Below are 20,410 nucleotides of genomic sequence, written 5' to 3'. Positions count from 1 at the left end.
AAAGAGGCTCACACCTCTTTTTCTTATTTCTTTTTATGATTTAATACTGCATTGAGGACAATGGCGAGTAGACTGGCTACGACGATTCCGTTTGAGAAGAACATTTGGAAGGCTGTCTGCATGCTGATAAAGAGATTACTGTTGTTGAGTCCGACACCTGCAGCGATGGAAACTGCTGCGATAAGAAAGTTGTGTTCATTGTTAGCAAAGTCAACACGGGAGAGGATTTGCATCCCTTGAATCGATACAAAACCAAACATCACTAGCATGGCACCACCGAGGACAGGGCTTGGAATGATTTGGGCAAGGGCGCCAAACTTAGGAAGGAGTCCAAGGAGAACCAGGAAACCAGCTGCGTAGTAGATTGGCAGGCGTTTCTTGATACCTGACAATTTAACCAAACCAACGTTTTGTGAAAATCCTGTGTAAGGGAAGGTGTTAAAGATTCCTCCGAGAAGTACGGCCAAACCTTCTGCGCGGTAACCGTTGCGCAGGCGCGTGCTGTCGATTGGATCTTTTGTGATATCAGACAAGGCTAAGTAAACACCAGTCGACTCAACCATAGACACCGTTGCGATGATACACATCATGACAATCGATGAGATTTCAAAGGTTGGCATCCCAAAGTAGAGTGGAGTAGGGACATGGACAAGTGGTGCTGCTGCAACAGGAGAGAAGTCAACCAAGCCCATGCTAGCAGCAATGGCAGTTCCAACAACCAGACCAATCAAAATAGAGATAGACTTGATAAATCCTTTGGTAAAGATGTTAATCAAGAGGATAATCAGAACAGTGATAGCTGCAAGCAAGAGACTTTGACCAGTTGGCTCTGGAACGTTATTTCCCATATTTCCAATAGCGACAGGAATCAAGGTTAAACCAATCGTGGTAATTACAGAACCTGTTACGATAGATGGGAAGAGATTGGCCACTTTTGAGAAGATGCCTGAAACAAGAACCACGTAAATCCCTGATGCAATAAGGGCACCAAACATAGCTCCACTACCATGGCTTTGTCCAATCATAATCAAGGGGGCTACCGACTGAAAGGCAACTCCAAGAACGACTGGGAGTCCAATCCCAAAGTATTTGTTGAGTTGAAGTTGGAGGAAGGTTGCCACCCCACACATGAAGATATCTGTAGAAATCAGGTAGGTTAACTGCTCAGCCGAATAGCCAAGGGCTGTCGCAATCATGATGGGAACCAGGATGGATCCTGAGTACATGGCTAGTAAGTGCTGCAAGCCAAGAACGGCTGCTTGCGAGTGTTTTTCTTGAGTTTGCATTAGAGATCTGCCTCCTTAAAAATAACTTGACCATTTTCAAAACGATCCAAACGAGCGAGTGATAGAACAGGGTAGCCTGCTTTTTCAAGCAAATCACGGCCATCTTGGAAGGATTTTTCAATCACAATACCGATAGCTTCGACTGTTGCTCCGGCCTGTTCGATGATTTGAATCAAGCCTTTGGCAGCTTGGCCATTAGCAAGGAAGTCGTCGATAATCAAGACCTTGTCCTCTGGTGAGAGGAATTTTCCAGCGATAGAAACGGTGCTGGTCACTTGCTTGGTAAAGGAGTAAACTTCGGCAGTTAAGATTCCTTCGTTCATAGTGATGTTTTTAGCTTTTTTAGCGAAAATCATGGGAACGTTTAAGGCTTCAGCTGTAAAAATGGCTGGGGCAATACCTGACGCTTCAATGGTCACGACTTTGGTAATACCAGCAGAAGCAAATTTTTCCGCAAAAATCTTACCAATCTCTCGCATCAAGCTAAAGTCAACTTGGTGGGTTAAAAAGGAATCTACCTTGAGGATGTTATCACCCAAGATATGCCCATCCTTGAGGATGCGCTCTTCTAATAATTTCATAAGACCTCCTAAAGTCTAAAAGCCAATCCATTTGCTTGTTTAGAGTTTCTAGTAAGAAATAGAAAAAGGACCTACTTAATCTCTAAGTAAGTCCCCAAAATAGGCATGGCAAAAACGACCATACCTCACTTCTGACTTACTTATTGTTAGGTGTTCCGGCACCTTGTAGAAACGTCGTGCCAATTCACGACATAAACAAGTAAAATGATATTCAATTTCAAATAGGCTTGAGCCAATGTTTTTATTTTACACTAAATAGCTTTAGAAATCAAATGTTTTGTTAGTGTTTTGGTTTGAAAAACGAACAAATATAATAAAAATGGGTAAAAATTAACTTATTGGCTAACATTTAGAAGGTTTTTCCATCATAAAAGGCATATTATCAAGATTTTTCAAGACTTGACAATATGCCTTTTTCTAACTTTAAAGACTTTTTCCAATCTTTATTGTTCTACTCGCTAAATCTTAAAAAATAACCATCTGGATCCAAAATCGCAAATTCATGGGGATATATAAAGCTATCTCCCACTCGAAATTCTCTTTTTGTCAGGGGACGATGGATAGGATAGTCAGCTTCCAGCAGTTTTTGGTGTAGCTGAGGAACATCTTCAATGCCAAAGGAAATATTGACACCGCGCCCGAAAGGATAGGTTAGTTGGGCTAATTCTTCTGTGCTGCCTTCTTCTAGCATAAGTTGGCAGTCTTCAAGCGAAAGGAAGAGAAATTTCTCCTCTGGACGCTCGTATTCGACAGAGAATCCCAGCAAGTCGCAGTAGAAGTGGCGTGACTTTTCGAGGTCAGATACTACAAATTCAGGAATGACAGCTTGATAGTCCATTAGCTTTCTCCTTAGAGCTCAATCTCCATGACAATGGGTGTGTGGTCTTGACGCGCACCTGAGTCGATCATATCAGACTTAGTCACATTGTCAGCGATGCGGTTACTTGTGAGCCAGTAGTCGATTCTCCAGCCAGTATTGTTGATTTTAGAAGTCTTGCTGCGTTGTGCCCACCAAGTGTAGCGTTCTGGAGCATCGCCGTGAATGTGGCGGAAGGTATCCGTAAATCCAGTTGCCAAAAGGTTGGTAAATCCAGCACGTTCCTCGTCGGTAAATCCAGGTGAACGGCGGTTGCTAGCAGGATTTGCAAGGTCGATTTCATTGTGGGCTACGTTGTAGTCACCGGTTGCAAGGACTGGTTTTTGTTTGTCCAACTCCGCTAAATACTCAGCATATTTGACATCCCAGACTTGACGTTCTTCCAAGCGTTTGAGTCCATCTCCAGCATTTGGTGTGTAAACTTGGGTAACGAAAAATTTATCAAATTCTAGAGTGATGATACGACCTTCCAAGTCCATGGTAGAAGGGGCACCGATTTCTGGGAAAGTGACAGTGGGTGAGAGTTCTTTCTTATAGAGGAACATGGTTCCAGCATAGCCTTTCCGGGCAGGTTCTTGTGAAGAGCGCCACGTGTTTGCGTAGCCTGGGAAGAGTTCTTCTAAAATCTCCAAGTGTTTCTTTGTAGGCCCCTTGGCAGAAAGCTTGGTTTCTTGGATAGCAATGATATCAGCATTTTCAGCGACCAAGGTTTGTAGGACTTCTTGGGACAATTTGGCACGAGCTGAGTCACTAGTTAGGGCAGCATTGAGGGAATCAATATTCCATGAGATAAGTTTCATAAAGTTACCTTTTTCATTCAGATTATAGATTTTATTATACCAAAAAAAGGTCTATTTCCCCAATGTATGGTTTGAAAAATCACTCTTTAAACTTTATCCTGAGAAAATAAAAATCCCCTAAACTATTTAGAAAAAAATCTAAATAGTTCTTGTGTTTAGAATAGAAAGGTGTATAATGTTATTTAGAAAAACATCTAAATAGAAAGTGAAGTTACATATATGTCAAATAAGAGAACAATCCTTCTTTTTGTGGTCTTGGCTTATGTCCTTGCTTGGATAATATGGTTGGCACTATGGATAGGTGGTGTTGGTCTAAATTCTCCATGGAGTCAACTTGCTAGTATTGTAGCCATGTGGATGCCTGCGCTTGCAGTCTTTCTCTTAGGGAAAATAACGAATCAACCTAGTGGAATCAAATCTAAATTAGCCGTGAATTTCAAGAGGAACTGGCACTTTTACTTACTAGCTATCTGGTTACCAGCAGTCATCAGTTTTTTAGGAGCGGGACTTTATTTTCTTGTATTTCCTAGCAATTTCAGCCTTGGTTTTGAATCTATTCAAGCTATTTTACAAGAAAAAGGAGTCCTTCAATCACCGTTCCCCTTATCTTTCTTGGCCTTGATTCAAATCCTAGCTAGTTTGACCTACGCTCCTTTTCTTAATAGTTTCTTTGCATTGGGAGAGGAAATTGGTTGGCGTGGCTATCTTTACCCAGCTCTAAGAGGACGCTTTTCACTAGTCCAGACTCATGTCTTGCTTGGTCTCATTTGGAGTCTTTGGCATCTACCAATCAATTTGCAAGGCTATAATTATGGACTATCTTATTTTTCTTATCCCGTTTTGGGAGTTGTTGCTATGTTTCTATTTTGTTTTAGCCTAGGAATATTGTTGAGCTGGTTGTTGGAAAAGACAGGTTCTATCTGGGCTTCTGCCCTATTTCATGGGGCAATCAATGCAACTGCAGGTCTTGGGTTACTCTTCCAATTACCAGGAGAAAAAGTTTCAAGCCTCTTGATTTTAGGCCCATCACCGACCGGAATGCTATCAGTTCTACCTTGCTTATTCCTAGCCCTACTAATATTACAAAGGGAAAGGAGTCATTATGAGTTTTGCAAATAGTTTTAAAGCTTTATCTCATCCAGTTAGGAGAGAGATTTTAAATTTACTCAAAGCAGGTAGATTATCTGCAGGAGAAATTGCCAGTCAATTCGAGTTGACAGGTGCAACTATTTCACACCATCTCACGATTTTGAAAGCAGCGGATTTGATTCATGAAATGAAAGAAAAAAACTTTATTTATTATGAGTTAAATACATCGGTTTTAGAGGATATAATGGTTTGGCTAGCAGATCTGAAAGGAGATCATTTTGATGAAGATAAAAATCAATAAGAAATTGGTATTATTTACGAGCATTCTCATCCTACTACCTTCCCTTGTAGGTTGTGTTTTCTGGAATCAATTACCAGAGGAGATACCCACTCATTTTAATTTACTGGGTCAAGCAGATGGCTACAATCATAAAATGTCTGCTATCTTTGGATTACCTACTCTCATGCTTTTGATGCATTGGTTGCTTCTATTTTTAATGATTAAGGATCCTAAATCTAGCAATATCAGTTCAAAAATACAAGTTTTGATTTACTGGATTATACCTTTTGTATCTTGTCTATTAATGATTTCTATCTTCGGAGAATCTTTGGGTTATTCCATGATGAGTGGGCTACTAGCTCAGATTTTTATGGGAATCGTGATGATCGTAATTGGAAATTATCTACCAAAAACACACCGAAATTATATAATCGGTATTCGACTACCGTGGACCTTGGAGAATGATGAAAACTGGAGAAAAACGCATCGCCTAGCTGGAAAACTTTGGGTATTAGGAGGATTGTTGTTGTTTCTAAATTCCTTTGTGCAACTATATGTTTACTGGGTATTCTTCTTGACACTTTTCTTTGTAGTGATAATTCCTAGTGTCTATTCTTATCAATTATCAAAATCAGAATCTTGAAATAGCTACTGGAGTCATTAGTTAGAGAAGTTGGTCTGATATGTCTATTTCCCCAACGTATGGTTTGAAAAATCACCCTCTTTCGTTTATAATAAAGAATGATTTTATGAAAGGGAGTGAAAATAAATGAAATTTTACTCATATGACTATGTGCTTAGCCAAATCAGTCAACAAAATGGAATCATGATTGGCTTTGGGATTGTGCTCCTAGCTATCACAGGATTTTTTGCTTTTAAGGCTTATCGAGATAAAAAGGGGACTAAGTTTCGGGAATTGGTCATGATTTTGGCCTTGACCTTGGTAGCCATGCTTTTGGTAACAATCTCAAAATACCAGACCAATCAAGCCTCTAACAATCAATTTCAAACCTCACTTCATTTCATAGAGGTTGTTTCCAAAGACTTGGGGGTGGATAAATCAGAAGTTTACGTTAATACTTCAGCTGCCACTGATGGAGCGCTTGTCAAGGTAGGTCCAAATTTCTACCGCGCCATGAACGGGAGCCAACCAGACAAGTATCTTTTAGAGAAATTAGAATTGAATCAAACAGACGCTATTGAATTGGTGGAGGTAAACAAATGACACTCAACTATATGGAAATTTTAATCAAACTGGCCTTGGGTCTTTTCTCTCTTGTTTTTGTTATTAATGTGACAGGAAAGGGGAATCTAGCACCTAACTCTGCTACAGACCAAATTCAGAACTATGTTCTTGGTGGTATCATCGGTGGGGTAATTTACAATAGTTCAATCAGCATTCTGCAATACACAGTGATTTTGATGATGTGGACGATTTTGGTTTTGACCCTAAAGTGGCTCAATAACAATGTTCGCTTTGTCAAACGCTTGATTGATGGGAAACCAACTCTCCTCATCAAAAATGGGCAGATTGACCCAGAAGCCTGTCGTTCAGTTGGCTTGTCTGCATCGGATGTAGCCCTCAAACTTCGTAGCCAAGGGATTTTCCAGATGAAGCAAGTTAAACGAGCTGTGCAAGAACAAAATGGCCAACTCATCGTGGTTCAAATGGGAGATGAAAATCCTAAGTATCCAGTTGTGACTGACGGTGTGATCCAAGTCGATGTCTTGGAATCGATTGGTCGTAGCGAAGAGTGGCTGCTTGATAATCTCAGCAAGCAAGGGCATGACAATGTAGCCAACATCTTTATCGCTGAGTATGACAAGGGTGCTGTTACAGTCGTAACCTATGAATAAGAAAAACCTGGGGTCTTGTACTCTTCAAAAATCAAATTCAAACTGCGTCAACGTCGCCTTGCCGTACTCAAGTACAGCCTGCGGCTAGTTTCCTAGTTTGCTCTTTGATTTTCATTGAGTATTGGCCTCAGGTTTCTATTTGCAATCAGAAAGGGATGTTATGTCCATTATTCAAAAACTTTGGTGGTTTTTCAAGTTAGAAAAACGCCGTTATTTAGTCGGGATTGTGGCCCTGGTTTTGGTTTCCGTCCTCAACCTCATTCCCCCCATGGTTATGGGGCGGGTCATTGATGCTATCACATCGGGGCAATTAACCCAGCAGGACCTCCTTCTTGACCTATTTTACTTGCTACTTGCAGCCTTTGGGATGTACTATCTGCGTTATGTTTGGCGTATGTATATCCTTGGGACTTCCTACCGTTTGGGACAGATTATGCGGTCTCGCTTGTTTGAGCATTTCACAAAGATGTCTCCTGCCTTTTATCAGACCTATCGGACGGGGAACCTGATGGCGCATGCCACCAACGATATCAATGCCTTGACTCGTCTGGCAGGGGGAGGGGTTATGTCAGCCGTGGATGCCTCAATCACAGCTTTAGTGACCTTGTTGACCATGCTCTTTAGCATTTCGTGGCAAATGACCCTAGTTGCCATTCTGCCCCTGCCTTTCATGGCTTATGCGACCAGTCGTCTAGGGAGAAAGACCCACAAGGCTTTTGGTGAATCGCAGACTGCCTTTTCTGAACTCAATAACAAGGTGCAGGAGTCTGTATCAGGTATCAAAGTGACCAAGTCTTTCGGTTACCAGGCGGACGAGCTCAAGTCCTTTCAGGCAGTCAATGAATTGACCTTCCAAAAGAACCTGCAAACCATGAAATACGATAGTCTCTTTGACCCCATGGTTCTCTTATTTGTTGGTTCCTCCTATGTTTTAACGCTCTTGGTCGGCTCCTTGATGGTTCAGAAAGGGCAAATCACGGTTGGGAATCTGGTCACCTTTATCAGCTACTTGGATATGCTGGTTTGGCCTCTTATGGCTATTGGTTTCCTCTTTAATATCACTCAGCGAGGGAAGGTTTCCTATCAGCGGATTGAGGAACTTTTGTCTCAGGAATCACCTGTACAAGACCCTGAGTTTCCTCTAGACAGTATTGAAAATGGGCGCTTGCAGTATGCCATTGATAGCTTTGCCTTTGAAAATGAGGAAACACTGACAAATGTTCACTTTAGTTTGGAAAAAGGGCAAACTCTGGGCTTGGTTGGTCAGACAGGCTCTGGAAAAACGTCCTTGATTAAGCTCCTCTTACGTGAATACGATGTGGATAAGGGAGCCATTTACCTAAACAGTCACGATATTCGCGACTATCGTTTGACAGACCTTCGCAGTCTCATGGGCTATGTCCCTCAGGATCAGTTCCTCTTTGCGACTTCAATCTTAGACAATATACGCTTTGGGAATCCTGATTTACCACTTTCAGCGGTTGAGGAAGCGACTAAGCTAGCCCAAGTTTACCAAGACATTGTAGACATGCCTCAGGGATTTGATACGTTGATTGGTGAAAAGGGAGTCAGTCTTTCTGGAGGTCAAAAGCAGCGTCTGGCCATGAGTCGGGCTATGATTTTAGACCCTGATATCTTGATTTTAGATGATTCTTTGTCAGCTGTGGATGCCAAGACGGAGTATGCGATTATCGATAACCTCAAGGAGACGCGAAAGGACAAAACAACCATTATCACGGCTCATCGCCTGAGTGCAGTTGTCCATGCAGATCTAATCTTGGTTCTGCAAAATGGTCAAATTATTGAACAGGGCACACACGAAGACTTGCTAGCTTTGGATGGCTGGTATGCCCAAACCTACCAGTCTCAGCAGCTGGAAATGAAAGGAGAAGAAGATGCAGAATAAGAAAGAACAATGGGCTGTATTGAAGCGCTTGATGTCTTATCTCAAGCCTTATGGACTCCTTACCTTTTTGGCACTCAGTTTTCTCCTAGCGACGACGGTGATCAAAAGTGTCATTCCCCTTGTGGCTTCCCACTTTATCGACCAGTATCTCAGCAATCTCAATCAACTCGCTGTGACCGTTTTGCTGGCCTACTATGGCCTTTATATCCTACAAACTCTGGTCCAGTATGTCGGCAATCTTCTCTTTGCGCGCGTGTCTTACAGTATTGTTAGGGATATTCGTCGCGATGCCTTTGCCAATATGGAAAAGCTGGGCATGTCTTATTTTGACAAGACGCCAGCAGGCTCTATCGTCTCTCGTTTGACAAATGACACCGAGACCATCAGTGATATGTTTTCGGGAATTTTGTCCAGCTTTATCTCAGCAGTTTTCATCTTTCTGACAACTCTTTATACCATGTTGGTGTTGGATTTTCGTTTGACTGCATTAGTCTTGCTCTTTCTCCCCTTGATTTTCCTTTTGGTCAATCTCTATCGGAAAAAATCAGTGAAAATCATTGAGAAAACCAGAAGTCTCTTGTCAGATATCAATAGCAAGCTGGCTGAAAATATCGAAGGAATCAGGATTATCCAGGCCTTTAATCAAGAGAAACGCCTGCAGGCAGAATTTGATGAAATCAACCGAGAACACTTGGTCTATGCCAACCGTTCTGTAGCCTTGGATGCCCTCTTTTTGAGACCTGCCATGAGTTTGCTGAAACTTTTAGGTTATGCTGTCTTGATGGCCTATTTTGGCTATCGTGGACTTTATCTGGGAATAACGGCAGGAACTATGTATGCCTTTATCCAGTATATCAATCGTCTCTTTGATCCCCTGATTGAAGTGACGCAAAATTTTTCGACCCTTCAAACTTCCATGGTGTCTGCAGGTCGTGTATTTGCCTTGATTGACGAGAGGACCTATGAACCTCTTCAAGAAAATGGACAGGCCGTGATCAAAGAAGGCAATATCCGTTTTGAACATGTATGTTTCTCATATGACGGTAAACATCAGATTCTGGATGATATTTCTTTCTCTGTTAACAAGGGTGAAACCATTGCCTTTGTAGGGCATACAGGTTCGGGGAAATCGTCTATTATCAATGTCCTCATGCGCTTTTATGAATTCCAGTCAGGGCGAGTTCTATTGGACGATGTGGATATCAGGAATTACAGTCAGGAAGAGCTGAGAAAAAACATCGGACTGGTCTTGCAGGATCCCTTCCTCTATCATGGAACCATCAAGTCCAATATCGCCATGTACCAAGATATCAGCGATGAGCAGGTAAAGGACGCAGCTACTTTTGTCGATGCAGATTCCTTTATTCAAGAACTTCCTCAGGGTTATGATTCCCCTGTTTCCGAGCGTGGTTCGAGCTTCTCTACTGGTCAGCGTCAGCTTCTTGCTTTTGCTAGAACAGTCGCCAGTCAGCCTAAAATCCTGATTTTGGATGAAGCGACAGCCAATATTGACTCTGAAACAGAAAGCTTGGTTCAAGCTTCTCTGGCGAAGATGAGACAGGGACGGACAACCATTGCCATCGCCCACCGCCTTTCTACCATCCAAGACGCCAACTGCATCTATGTTTTGGACAAGGGGCGCATTATTGAGAGTGGAACTCACGAGGAACTCTTGGCTCTGGGAGGAACCTATCACAAGATGTATAGTTTGCAGGCGGGTGCCATGTCTTAATACTCTTTGAAAATCTCTTCAAACCATGTCAGCTTTATCTGCAACTTCAAAGCTGTACTTTGAGCCACCTGCGGCTAGCTTCCTAGTTTACTCTTTGATTTTCATTGAGTAAAAGAAGGAAATCCTTCAAATTACAGATTTCTTTCACCGCCTTTTCCATTTTGTGGTATAATGAAAAATGTTGACAAATAGTATAATAAAAACAAAGGAGAAACAGCATGCTGAAATGGGAAGACTTGCCCGTGGAAATGAAATCAAGCGAGGTTGAGTCTTACTACCAGCTTGTCTCTAAAAGGAAGGGTTCGCTGATTTTTAAGCGTTGTTTGGACTGGGTTCTGGCCTTGGTCGTACTGGTTCTGACCTCTCCTATCTTTCTAATCTTGAGCATTTGGATCAAGTTGGATAGCAAGGGGCCAGTGATTTACAAGCAAGAGCGCGTGACCCAGTACAATCGACCTTTCAAGATTTGGAAGTTCCGTACCATGGTGACGGATGCGGATAAAAAAGGGAGTCTGGTGACTTCTGCTAACGATAGTCGCATTACCAAGGTTGGAAATTTCATCCGCCGTGTGCGTTTGGACGAACTGCCTCAGCTGGTCAATGTCCTTAAAGGTGAGATGTCATTTGTAGGGACGCGTCCTGAAGTGCCTCGTTACACAGAGCAGTATAGCCCTGAAATGATGGCGACCTTGCTCTTACCAGCAGGGATTACCTCTCCGGCCAGCATTCACTACAAGGATGAGGATACTATCATCAGTCAAATGGTGGAGAAAGGTCTGTCAGTTGACCGGGCTTATGTCGAACACGTCCTTCCTGAAAAGATGCGCTATAACCTCGCCTATCTCCGAGAATTTAGTTTCCTTGGAGACATCAAAATCATGTTTCAAACCGTGTTTGAAGTGCTAAAATAAAGTAGTCATGAGAAAATGAGTACAGATAAAAGGAGCAAATCAATGCCAAATTACAATATTCCATTTTCACCACCCGATATCACCGAAGCTGAAATTGCTGAAGTAGCGGATACCCTTCGTTCTGGTTGGATTACAACTGGTCCTAAGACCAAAGAATTGGAGCGTCGCTTGTCTCAATACACACAGACGCCTAAGACTGTCTGTCTTAACTCTGCAACTGCTGCTCTTGAGTTGATTTTGCGCGTTTTGGAAGTGGGACCTGGAGATGAAGTCATCGTTCCAGCCATGACCTATACAGCTTCATGTAGTGTTATCACGCACGTAGGAGCAACCCCTGTCATGGTGGATATCCAAGCAGATACGTTTGAGATGGACTATGACCTGCTGGAGCAAGCTATCACTGAAAAGACTAAAGTGATCATCCCAGTAGAGCTTGCAGGGATTGTTTGCGATTATGACCGTTTGTTCCAAGTCGTGGAGAAAAAACGTGATCTCTTTAATGCTTCAAGCAAGTGGCAAAAGGCCTTTAACCGTATTGTGATTGTCTCTGATAGTGCCCACGCTTTGGGATCTACTTATAAAGGACAACCAGCTGGTTCTATCGCTGACTTTACTTCCTTCTCATTCCATGCCGTTAAGAATTTTACAACTGCTGAGGGAGGAAGTGCGACTTGGAAAGCCAATCCAGCGATTGATGACGAAGAGATGTACAAGGAATTCCAAATTCTTTCCCTTCACGGACAAACTAAGGATGCTCTTGCCAAGATGCAACTGGGCTCATGGGAATACGATATCGTAACACCAGCCTACAAGTGCAATATGACAGATATCATGGCTTCCCTTGGTTTGGTACAATTGGACCGCTACTCTGGTTTGTTGCAACGTCGTAAGGACATTGTGGACCGCTATGATCGTGGTTTTGCAGGTTCTCGCATCCATCCATTGGCACATAAGACGGAAACTGTTGAGTCAAGTCGTCACCTCTACATCACCCATGTAGAAGGAGCGAGCCTAGAAGAACGCAATCTTATCATCCAAGAATTGGCCAAAGCAGGAATTGCAAGTAATGTCCACTACAAACCACTTCCTCTCTTGACAGCCTATAAGAATCTTGGCTTTGATATGGCAGATTATCCAAAAGCCTATGCCTTCTTTGAAAATGAAATTACGCTCCCTCTTCACACTAAATTAAGCGATGAAGAAGTAGACTATATCATTGAGACTTTCAAAACAGTTTCTGAAAAAGTGCTAACTTCATCAAAAAAATGACAAACTACAGTCAAGTAATAGTGATTCTGTTTCTAAAAAGTCTAATTGAGTGTAAAACTGTTGTTTTCAATTGAAAGTCCTATAGTAAAATGAAATAAAAACAGGACAAATTAATCAGGATAGTCAAATTAATTTCTAGCAATATTTTAGAAGCAAAGGTGTACTCTTATAGTTTCAATATACTGTATGGTTTGAAATGAGATGTGAGCAATTTGGTGTAGCATTTAGAATTTTTATTAGGCATCATTTAGAAAATGTAGTGTCTTGTTCTAGTTTTCAATTCACCCTATTTTTTGAAAGACGCGAGTTTCCACGAATGAGGTTGTGGAAACTCGCGTCTTTCTTTTTTGTTTTCAGAATATTGTTCAAAGTTTTGAGACTATTTTTCATGTTCTAGTCATTCTTTTGAAATAATCTATAAAACACGTGTCTACAATGATCTATATGTCCTATTCCAGTATTTTAGAAGAACTGCGTCTATTTTTATAGAGCTTGAATCTAGCTTTTATAGAAAATCTATTTAAGAAATATATTGTATTGTTTTGATTTCAATCCGCTATATGAACGATATTCATGTAAATATACCTGGTGAATGCTTGCATGACAAGATATTTGTTCTTGTATTTATAAATTAGTATTTTACGAGATATCAACATGCTTTAAATACAGTGAATAGGATATTTTTATGTTCAAGCTAAGAAAGATAGTAATCACTTTTGAATGGAAGGTTAAAGAATTATTAGAAGTATGGTTAGATATATAAATGGTCACGCTTTCACAATTTTGATATTTTATTGTGTTATTCCTTGACAATTTTGATTTAAAAATATATTATAAAGAAAATGACAGCGGTGTCATTTTCTGGTATGGAATTTATATGAATATTAAATTAGGACATAATATTTTTAATTGGAGGCTAATATGAAATCTTTTCAACAAAATGAGGTTTTCTCTATTCGTAAGTCTAAGGTGGGAGTTTGCTCAGTTCTCTTAGCGGTTTTATTTATTGGAACACAAAGTGTTTTAGCTAATGAAGTAGTTGGTGAAACTTCTTCGTCTAAAGATAATATGCAAATGAACTCTTTGTTGAGTAGCACATCTACATCATTATCTGCGGAACCCCATTCTGATACTCTCAGTCTTGATAACAATTCAAGTTTAAGTACTGATAATAATGGAGGAGTGAGTATTAATCAAAATAAACCTGATATAACAAATGATACTATGATTGGTAACATCTCTGGGATGGAAGTGAATACTATTTTAAGTACTAATCTGAACGAACACGTAGCTTTGAATGTTAAAGATTATGGAGCAATAGGTGACGGGGTTAATGATGATCGTCAAGCAATTCAAGATACAATAGATGCTGCAGCTAAAGGACTAGGCGGAGGAAATGTATATTTTCCTGAAGGAACTTATTTAGTAAAAGAAATTGTTTTTTTAAAAAGTCATACACACTTAGAATTGAATGAGAAAGCTACAATTCTAAATGGTATAAATATTAAGAATCACCCTTCTATTGTTTTTATGACAGGTTTATTTACGGATGATGGTGCGCAAGTAGAATGGGGCCCAACAGAAGATATTAGTTATTCTGGTGGTACTATTGATATGAACGGTGCTTTGAATGAAGAAGGAACTAAAGCAAAAAATCTACCACTTATAAATTCTTCAGGTGCATTTGCTATTGGGAATTCAAATAACGTAACTATAAAAAACGTAACATTCAAGGATAGTTATCAAGGGCATGCTATTCAAATTGCAGGTTCGAAAAATGTATTAGTCGATAATTCTCGTTTTCTTGGTCAAGCTTTACCTAAAACTATGAAAGATGGGCAAATTATAAGTAAGGAGAGTATTCAGATTGAACCATTGACTAGAAAAGGTTTTCCTTATGCTTTGAATGATGATGGGAAAAAATCTGAAAATGTTACTATTCAAAATTCATATTTTGGTAAAAGTGATAAATCTGGAGAATTAGTAACAGCAATTGGTACACACTATCAAACATTGTCGACACAGAACCCCTCTAATATTAAAATTTTAAATAATCATTTTGATAACATGATGTATTCTGGTGTACGTTTTACAGGATTCACTGATATTTTAATTAAAGGAAATAGATTTGATAAGAAAGTAAAAGGAGAAAGTGTACATTATAGAGAAAATGGTGCAGCCTTAATAAATGCTTTTAGTTATAAAAATGTAAAAGATGAACTTGATTTAAATAAGAAAGTCGTTATTACTGAAAATACATTTTATATTTCTGATCCTAAAACAAAGGCTATTAGAGTAGCAAAAGATAGTGCAGAATATTTAGGAAAAGTATCAGATATTACTGTAACAAAAAATGTAATTAATAATAATTCTAAGGAAACAGAACAACCAAATATTGAATTATTACGAGTTAGTGATAATTTAGTAGTCTCAGAGAATAGTATATTCGGCGGTAAAGAAGGAATTGTTATTGAGGATTCAAAGGGTAAAATAACCGTTTTAAATAACCAATTTTATAATTTATCCGGTAAGTATATATCATTCATCAAATCTAATGCAAATGGGAAAGAACCAGTTATACGTGATAGCGATGGTAATTTCAATATTGTAACGGAGAATGGGCTTTACAAAATTGTAACAAATAACTTAAGTGATAAAAACGAAAAAGAAAAAAACAAAGAGGAAAAATTTAAAACAAGTTCATATGTGCATGAAAAACAATCTAATTCAAATAATGTAATTGATAGTAACCAGAAGAAAGGAGAGTTTAACTCAAGTAAAGATAATAGACAAATTAATGACAAGATCGACAATAAACAAGATAATAAGATAGAAGAAGTGAACCATAAAAAAGTTGGAGATGGCAGAGAAACTGAAAATCATATTAATAAATCTAAAGAAATAGTAGAGGTAAAACAAAAATTACCAAAGACTGGTTCGAACAAGATTATGGAACTATTCTTAACAGTGACAGGAATTGGTTTACTTTTGACACTAAAAGGGTTGAAGTATTATGGTAAAGATAAATAAAATTTGTTCGATACAAGGAAGTTCCGTAGAAAATGAGGATGCTGTAGGTTCACAAAATCAGTATTTTTGGATTATTGATGGAGCTACAGATTTATATAATTCTAAAGAGGAGATAGGTTATTCAGTCTCAGAAGTTGTACATATTTTATCAGAAAGTTTGTCGGTTAATTGTAAAGAATCAAAAACTCTTAAACAAATATTTGAAACTGCTTTACTAGAGGTTAAAGATGAAATCGGTTTAAACTCATATGAATTAACAGAGTATTATCGCTTACCAACATTTGCTTTTATATTTGCTAAACTTTCAGAAAAAAAGTTGGAGTATATGATGCTAGGTGACTGCGTCATGTTAGTAAACGAAATGGAAATAACTGATCATAGAGTAGATAACTTATTTGAAAAAGGGAAAAATGAGATAAAAGACTCAATTGGTACAAATAGTGTTTTAAATAAAAAAATTATTTTACAAAAAATCAGAAAATTATCTAATCAACCGAGTGGGTACTGGATAGGTTCGTTGGATGAGAGATTTTTAGACCATGCTATTATTAATCAAATAGATGTTACTAGTGAACAAATTGTTTTAATGAGCGATGGCTTTTATGAATTCTATCAAAATAATCAAAATAAAACTTTTGAAGAGTTAATTAAGATGAGATTTAATTCTTCTGCTATTGATCCAATCTATGGAAAGAAAGATGATGCAAGTATTGTAGTTATTGATGTTTGATATATTGTTTAAAATATTAATTGTTACTATTGAACTTTGTTAAGAAGAGGTACCTAAATGTTAAGGTTATATTTAGAAAATGAAATTATAGAATTATCAAATAATTTAGAGACCATTTGGGTATCTGTGCTTGATAAATATGAGAAGTTATTTGAATATTTATCAAATGAAGAACGAATAGAATTGATTAAAGAAGATTTAATCATAAATGAGTCAGTTCTAAATGTTGATAAAAAAGGATATGAGTTAATTTGTTTACAACATCCTGTTTCATATGACTTAAGAAGAATTATTAGTGTAATAAAAATATCAACTGACATTGAACGTATTGGGGATAGAATTGTTGAAATTTTAAAAAATCTACAGATTATTCAAAACAATGAAATTTTGAAGAAAATTATTTCAGAAATAAAAATACTTCATGAAGTTATCGGACTGCATATGAATAGGGCTATATCTTGTTATAGAGAGGAACAATCTGGATGTTTAGATATGGTTGTTATACAAAAACAGAATGAGATAGAAGAGCTTAGTATAAATATTGAAAAGAAAATCATGAATTACATATTTGAAGATGATGGGAATGTTTCTGAAGTAATTGGTGCTTTAGATATTATTCATCACCTTGATAAAATTGCTCATACTACGCAATCAATTTATAAATGGATAATGTATAGAAAATATGGGAACATAAATTAGAAAGAAAAATATATGAAAACAATTATTGATAATTTTGTTGATAGAGTAATTGAATACGGAATGTATAATGAAATTGACAAAATATATGTGAAAAATAGAGTACTAGCGTTAATAGGTGAGGAGGGAACTGATCGCATTTCCGATGAAAATGACCTGAAACAAATAAAAGATTACTTAGTGGAAATCGCCTTAAAAAACGGTAAAATTAAAGATTTAATCGAGGAAAAGGAATGTTTAGGAGCAGAGTTAATGAATTTCATAGTTCCTTTACCGAGTCGATTAAATGATATTTTTTGGAGTTCATATGATATATCACCTCAAGAAGCAGTTGAAGAGTTTTATAAGTTAAGTAAAGATAGTGATTATATTAAAACTTCTGCTATTGCTAAGAATATTGAGTTTCGAGCATCAACTAAATACGGAGAGCTAGAGATTACGATAAATTTGTCAAAACCCGAAAAAGATCCAAAAACAATTGCTGCTGAAAAATTAGTAAAAGCAACTAATTATCCCAAATGTTTACTATGTATGGAAAATGAAGGATATCAGGGGCGAATAAATTATCCAGCACGTTCGAATCATAGAATTATTCGGTTGAAACTTGGTGATGAAGTATGGGGATTCCAGTATTCTCCCTACTCATACTTTAATGAGCATGCGATATTCTTGAATAGTCAACATGTACCAATGGCTATTACCTCTAAAACATTTGAACAATTATTGGAGATTGTTGATATTTTGCCAGGATATTTTGCTGGTTCAAATTCTGATCTTCCTATCTCAGGAGGCTCCATTCTAAGTCATAACCACTACCAGGGAGGGAAACATATTTTCCCAATGGAAAAAGCAAAATTTGAGAGTGAATTTCGTTTTAAAGACTTTGAGGATGTTAATGCTGGTATTGTAAAATGGCCTATGTCAGTAATTAGGTTACAAAGTGAAAATAAAAATCGCTTGTTAGATTTAGCTACTAAAATTCTAAATAAGTGGAGAGAATATTCAGATTTAGAAGTAGACATTATTGCTATGACTGAAGATGTCACACACCATACGGTGACTCCTATTGCTCGTAAAGTGGACGGGAGATATGAATTAGATATTGTTCTAAGAGATAATCATACTACTGAACAATACCCAGATGGTGTTTTCCATCCTCATCAAGATGTACAACATATTAAAAAGGAAAATATCGGGTTAATCGAAGTGATGGGACTTGCGATATTACCACCTCGTTTGAAACCAGAGTTAGAAGAAGTTGGAAAATATCTTTTAGGAGAGGATAACGCAATTGCGGATTATCATTTAGAATGGGCCGACCAATTGAAAGAAAAATATCCTCGCATTAATAAAGAAGAGGTTAATAGCGTAGTTCAACACGAAGTAGGACAAGTGTTTGCGAGAGTTCTGGAAGATGCAGGAGTTTATAAGAATACACCGTCTGGGCATGAAGCGTTTATGAGATTTGTTAAGTCGGTTGGAATTAATTAGGAGGAAACCCAAATGGCAATATTGGTAACAGGCGGAGCTGGTTATATTGGTAGCCATACCGTAGTAGAATTACTAAATTTAGGAAAGGAAGTCATAATTGTCGACAACCTTTCGAACTCTAGCATCTTGGTGCTAGACCGTATTGAAGCAATTACAGGAATACGTCCCGTGTTTTACGAATTAGATGTTTGTGATAAACAAGCATTGAGAAAGGTATTTGAAAAAGAATCGATTGATGCTGCAATTCATTTTGCAGGTTATAAAGCTGTCGGAGAATCCGTGCAAAAGCCTGTGATGTACTACAAAAATAATATTATGAGTACATTAGCACTTGTTGAAGTGATGTCAGAATTTAATGTTAAAAAGATTGTCTTTTCTTCAAGTGCGACTGTATATGGAATTAACAATCAGTCACCCCTAATTGAGACGATGGAAACAAGTGCGACAAATCCTTATGGGTATACGAAAGTGATGCTTGAACAAATTTTAAAAGATGTTCATGTGGCAGATTCAGAATGGAGTATTGCGTTGCTTCGTTATTTCAATCCAATTGGTGCTCATGAGTCTGGTTTGATTGGGGAAGATCCCTCAGGAATTCCTAACAACTTGATGCCTTATATTGCACAAGTAGCGGTAGGTAAGCTGTCAGAGCTAAGTGTGTTCGGAAATGATTATGATACGCTTGATGGTACTGGTGTGCGTGATTATATCCATGTAGTAGATTTAGCAATAGGACATATAAAAGCTTTAGAAAAAGTATCTGAAAAAACAGATGTTTATATCTATAACCTAGGCTCGGGAGAAGGCACTAGTGTATTACAACTTGTAAATACATTTGAAAGTGTTAATAAGGTCCCTATTCCTTATAAAATAGTTCCAAGACGTTCAGGAGACGTTGCAACTTGTTATGCAAATGCAGACAAAGCATATAAGGAATTAAATTGGAGGACAACAAAATCGATTGAAGACATGTGTAGAGATACATGGAATTGGCAATCAAAAAATCCCAATGGCTATAATTGATGATACTGTCTATATGAGTGCTGTATTTTGGAAAAATTACTTAACCTTTTAATGAAATTCATATTTAATGAAAGATAAATTTTTTAAAAAAATTTTTTGAAAGCGCTTGACAAAGGAAACGGTTTCATTGTATAATGTAAACATAATGACACCGATGTCAAATATAAAAAAGAAGGTCTTTATATGAAAAACTTAACAAAAATTAAGTTCAAAGAGAATGGGGAATTTAATCATTTCCCTGGGAATACAGTTGTAGCAAATCTTTATACTAAACAAGATTTGATGGAAGTTGTTGATATTATTCAATCACGTTATAGAGAATTACCATTTATCGATAAGTTTACTTTAACTCCAAGGAATTCTATTCACATGACTGTAATTGAATTGTTGTGCCATGAAAATCGTGAAACGGAGTTTTGGAGCAGTAATCTTCCTCTAGATACACCTTTACAGGAAATACATGATTACTTTGCTAAACAACTTGAAATTTTTCCATTGTTGGATGAAGAAATTCATATGCGTGTAACTGAAATGGGAAAACAAAACATATTAGTTGAACCTGCAGATGAAGCTTCTGCAAAGAGATTAGAAGAAATTCGTACTTATGTCTCAGAAAAAGCAGGTGTTCGTTTCCCTAATCATGATAGATATCAATTCCATATTTCAATTGGGTATCTTCGAATTCCTTTAACCGAAGAGGAGGAAGAAGAGTTTACTAAAGTCAGAGCAGAATTAACTGAAATTTTATTAGAGAAGATTCCAACTATTACTGTAAATCGTATTGACTATACTGTATTTGAAGATATGAGACAATTTGTTCCATATCACGAAAAATTTAAATAAAATAATAAA

General features: G+C 37.9%; 19 protein-coding genes and 1 riboswitch. Of the genes, 15 read left to right on the top strand and 4 right to left on the bottom strand.

The annotated features are described in order from the left end of the window. Window positions 1–23 precede the first annotated feature (23 nt). From D8848_RS02385 to D8848_RS02370, 4 genes are all read right to left on the bottom strand, one after another. Window positions 24–1,286: a nucleobase:cation symporter-2 family protein gene (locus D8848_RS02385; protein WP_125442991.1), complete on the bottom strand. Its 1,263-nt coding sequence runs from the start codon at window positions 1,284–1,286 to the stop codon at window positions 24–26. Beyond that, window positions 1,286–1,867 carry a xanthine phosphoribosyltransferase gene (locus D8848_RS02380; RefSeq protein ID WP_049551462.1) on the bottom strand — a complete coding sequence of 194 codons (582 nt, stop codon included), beginning with the start codon at window positions 1,865–1,867 and terminating at the stop codon, window positions 1,286–1,288. Before D8848_RS02380 ends, D8848_RS02385 begins: the two co-directional genes overlap by 1 nt. A 123-nt stretch (window positions 1,868–1,990) precedes the next feature. After that, window positions 1,991–2,086, bottom strand: a riboswitch (purine riboswitch). Between the two features lie 232 nt (window positions 2,087–2,318). After that, window positions 2,319–2,705 (bottom strand): bleomycin resistance protein, encoded by a 387-nt coding sequence (locus D8848_RS02375; RefSeq protein WP_020901633.1) that lies wholly within the window; start codon window positions 2,703–2,705, stop codon window positions 2,319–2,321. A gap of 11 nt (window positions 2,706–2,716) precedes the next feature. Next, window positions 2,717–3,544: an exodeoxyribonuclease III gene (locus D8848_RS02370; RefSeq protein ID WP_000767442.1), complete on the bottom strand. Its 828-nt coding sequence runs from the start codon at window positions 3,542–3,544 to the stop codon at window positions 2,717–2,719. Between the two features lie 219 nt (window positions 3,545–3,763). On the opposite strand from D8848_RS02370, the gene D8848_RS02365 reads away from it, so the two are divergent. The 15 genes from D8848_RS02365 to D8848_RS02285 all read left to right on the top strand — a co-directional run bounded on the left by D8848_RS02365 (window position 3,764) and on the right by D8848_RS02285 (window position 20,401). Next, window positions 3,764–4,663 carry a CPBP family intramembrane glutamic endopeptidase gene (locus D8848_RS02365; RefSeq protein WP_125442990.1) on the top strand — a complete coding sequence of 300 codons (900 nt, stop codon included), beginning with the start codon at window positions 3,764–3,766 and terminating at the stop codon, window positions 4,661–4,663. Beyond that, window positions 4,647–4,934: an autorepressor SdpR family transcription factor gene (locus tag D8848_RS02360; RefSeq protein ID WP_000006509.1), complete on the top strand. Its 288-nt coding sequence runs from the start codon at window positions 4,647–4,649 to the stop codon at window positions 4,932–4,934. The genes D8848_RS02365 and D8848_RS02360 overlap by 17 nt, the downstream gene beginning before the upstream one ends. Then, window positions 4,915–5,556 (top strand): SdpI family protein, encoded by a 642-nt coding sequence (locus tag D8848_RS02355; protein ID WP_125442989.1) that lies wholly within the window; start codon window positions 4,915–4,917, stop codon window positions 5,554–5,556. The genes D8848_RS02360 and D8848_RS02355 overlap by 20 nt, the downstream gene beginning before the upstream one ends. Window positions 5,557–5,682: 126 nt before the next feature. Further along, a complete protein-coding gene (locus tag D8848_RS02350) occupies window positions 5,683–6,138 on the top strand; it encodes a DUF3290 family protein (RefSeq protein ID WP_000675332.1) in 456 nt (151 codons plus the stop codon). Then, complete coding sequence (locus tag D8848_RS02345) at window positions 6,135–6,770, top strand: DUF421 domain-containing protein (protein ID WP_020901636.1); 636 nt, start codon at window positions 6,135–6,137, stop codon at window positions 6,768–6,770. The genes D8848_RS02350 and D8848_RS02345 overlap by 4 nt, the downstream gene beginning before the upstream one ends. A gap of 160 nt (window positions 6,771–6,930) precedes the next feature. Next, a complete protein-coding gene (locus D8848_RS02340) occupies window positions 6,931–8,676 on the top strand; it encodes an ABC transporter ATP-binding protein (protein WP_125442988.1) in 1,746 nt (581 codons plus the stop codon). Next, window positions 8,666–10,408, top strand: coding sequence for an ABC transporter ATP-binding protein (locus D8848_RS02335; RefSeq protein ID WP_125442987.1), 1,743 nt, complete (start codon window positions 8,666–8,668; stop codon window positions 10,406–10,408). The genes D8848_RS02340 and D8848_RS02335 overlap by 11 nt, the downstream gene beginning before the upstream one ends. A 218-nt stretch (window positions 10,409–10,626) precedes the next feature. Then, complete coding sequence (locus D8848_RS02325; protein WP_125397904.1) at window positions 10,627–11,319, top strand: sugar transferase; 693 nt, start codon at window positions 10,627–10,629, stop codon at window positions 11,317–11,319. A gap of 42 nt (window positions 11,320–11,361) precedes the next feature. Beyond that, the gene (locus D8848_RS02320) at window positions 11,362–12,588 is read left to right on the top strand and encodes a DegT/DnrJ/EryC1/StrS family aminotransferase (protein ID WP_185756838.1); all 1,227 of its coding nucleotides are present in this window, start codon (window positions 11,362–11,364) and stop codon (window positions 12,586–12,588) included. Window positions 12,589–13,509: 921 nt separating this feature from the next. Further along, window positions 13,510–15,618 carry a glycosyl hydrolase family 28-related protein gene (locus D8848_RS02310; protein ID WP_000834743.1) on the top strand — a complete coding sequence of 703 codons (2,109 nt, stop codon included), beginning with the start codon at window positions 13,510–13,512 and terminating at the stop codon, window positions 15,616–15,618. Beyond that, window positions 15,602–16,348, top strand: coding sequence for a protein phosphatase 2C domain-containing protein (locus D8848_RS02305; RefSeq protein ID WP_000239018.1), 747 nt, complete (start codon window positions 15,602–15,604; stop codon window positions 16,346–16,348). The genes D8848_RS02310 and D8848_RS02305 overlap by 17 nt, the downstream gene beginning before the upstream one ends. Before the next feature lie 57 nt (window positions 16,349–16,405). Beyond that, a complete protein-coding gene (locus tag D8848_RS02300) occupies window positions 16,406–17,047 on the top strand; it encodes a phosphate signaling complex PhoU family protein (protein WP_000945324.1) in 642 nt (213 codons plus the stop codon). A gap of 12 nt (window positions 17,048–17,059) precedes the next feature. Beyond that, the gene (gene galT / locus D8848_RS02295) at window positions 17,060–18,535 is read left to right on the top strand and encodes a UDP-glucose--hexose-1-phosphate uridylyltransferase (RefSeq protein WP_125442985.1); all 1,476 of its coding nucleotides are present in this window, start codon (window positions 17,060–17,062) and stop codon (window positions 18,533–18,535) included. Between the two features lie 12 nt (window positions 18,536–18,547). Continuing rightward, a complete protein-coding gene (gene galE, locus D8848_RS02290) occupies window positions 18,548–19,558 on the top strand; it encodes a UDP-glucose 4-epimerase GalE (RefSeq protein ID WP_061743800.1) in 1,011 nt (336 codons plus the stop codon). A gap of 183 nt (window positions 19,559–19,741) precedes the next feature. Further along, window positions 19,742–20,401: a DUF1868 domain-containing protein gene (locus D8848_RS02285; RefSeq protein WP_000793811.1), complete on the top strand. Its 660-nt coding sequence runs from the start codon at window positions 19,742–19,744 to the stop codon at window positions 20,399–20,401. Window positions 20,402–20,410: the final 9 nt, after the last annotated feature.

It is taken from the genome of Streptococcus mitis (assembly GCF_003942775.1).
In the GTDB taxonomy this organism is placed as follows: Bacteria; Bacillota; Bacilli; order Lactobacillales; family Streptococcaceae; genus Streptococcus; species Streptococcus mitis_CN.
This window is presented reverse-complemented; position numbering and strand designations above follow the sequence as displayed.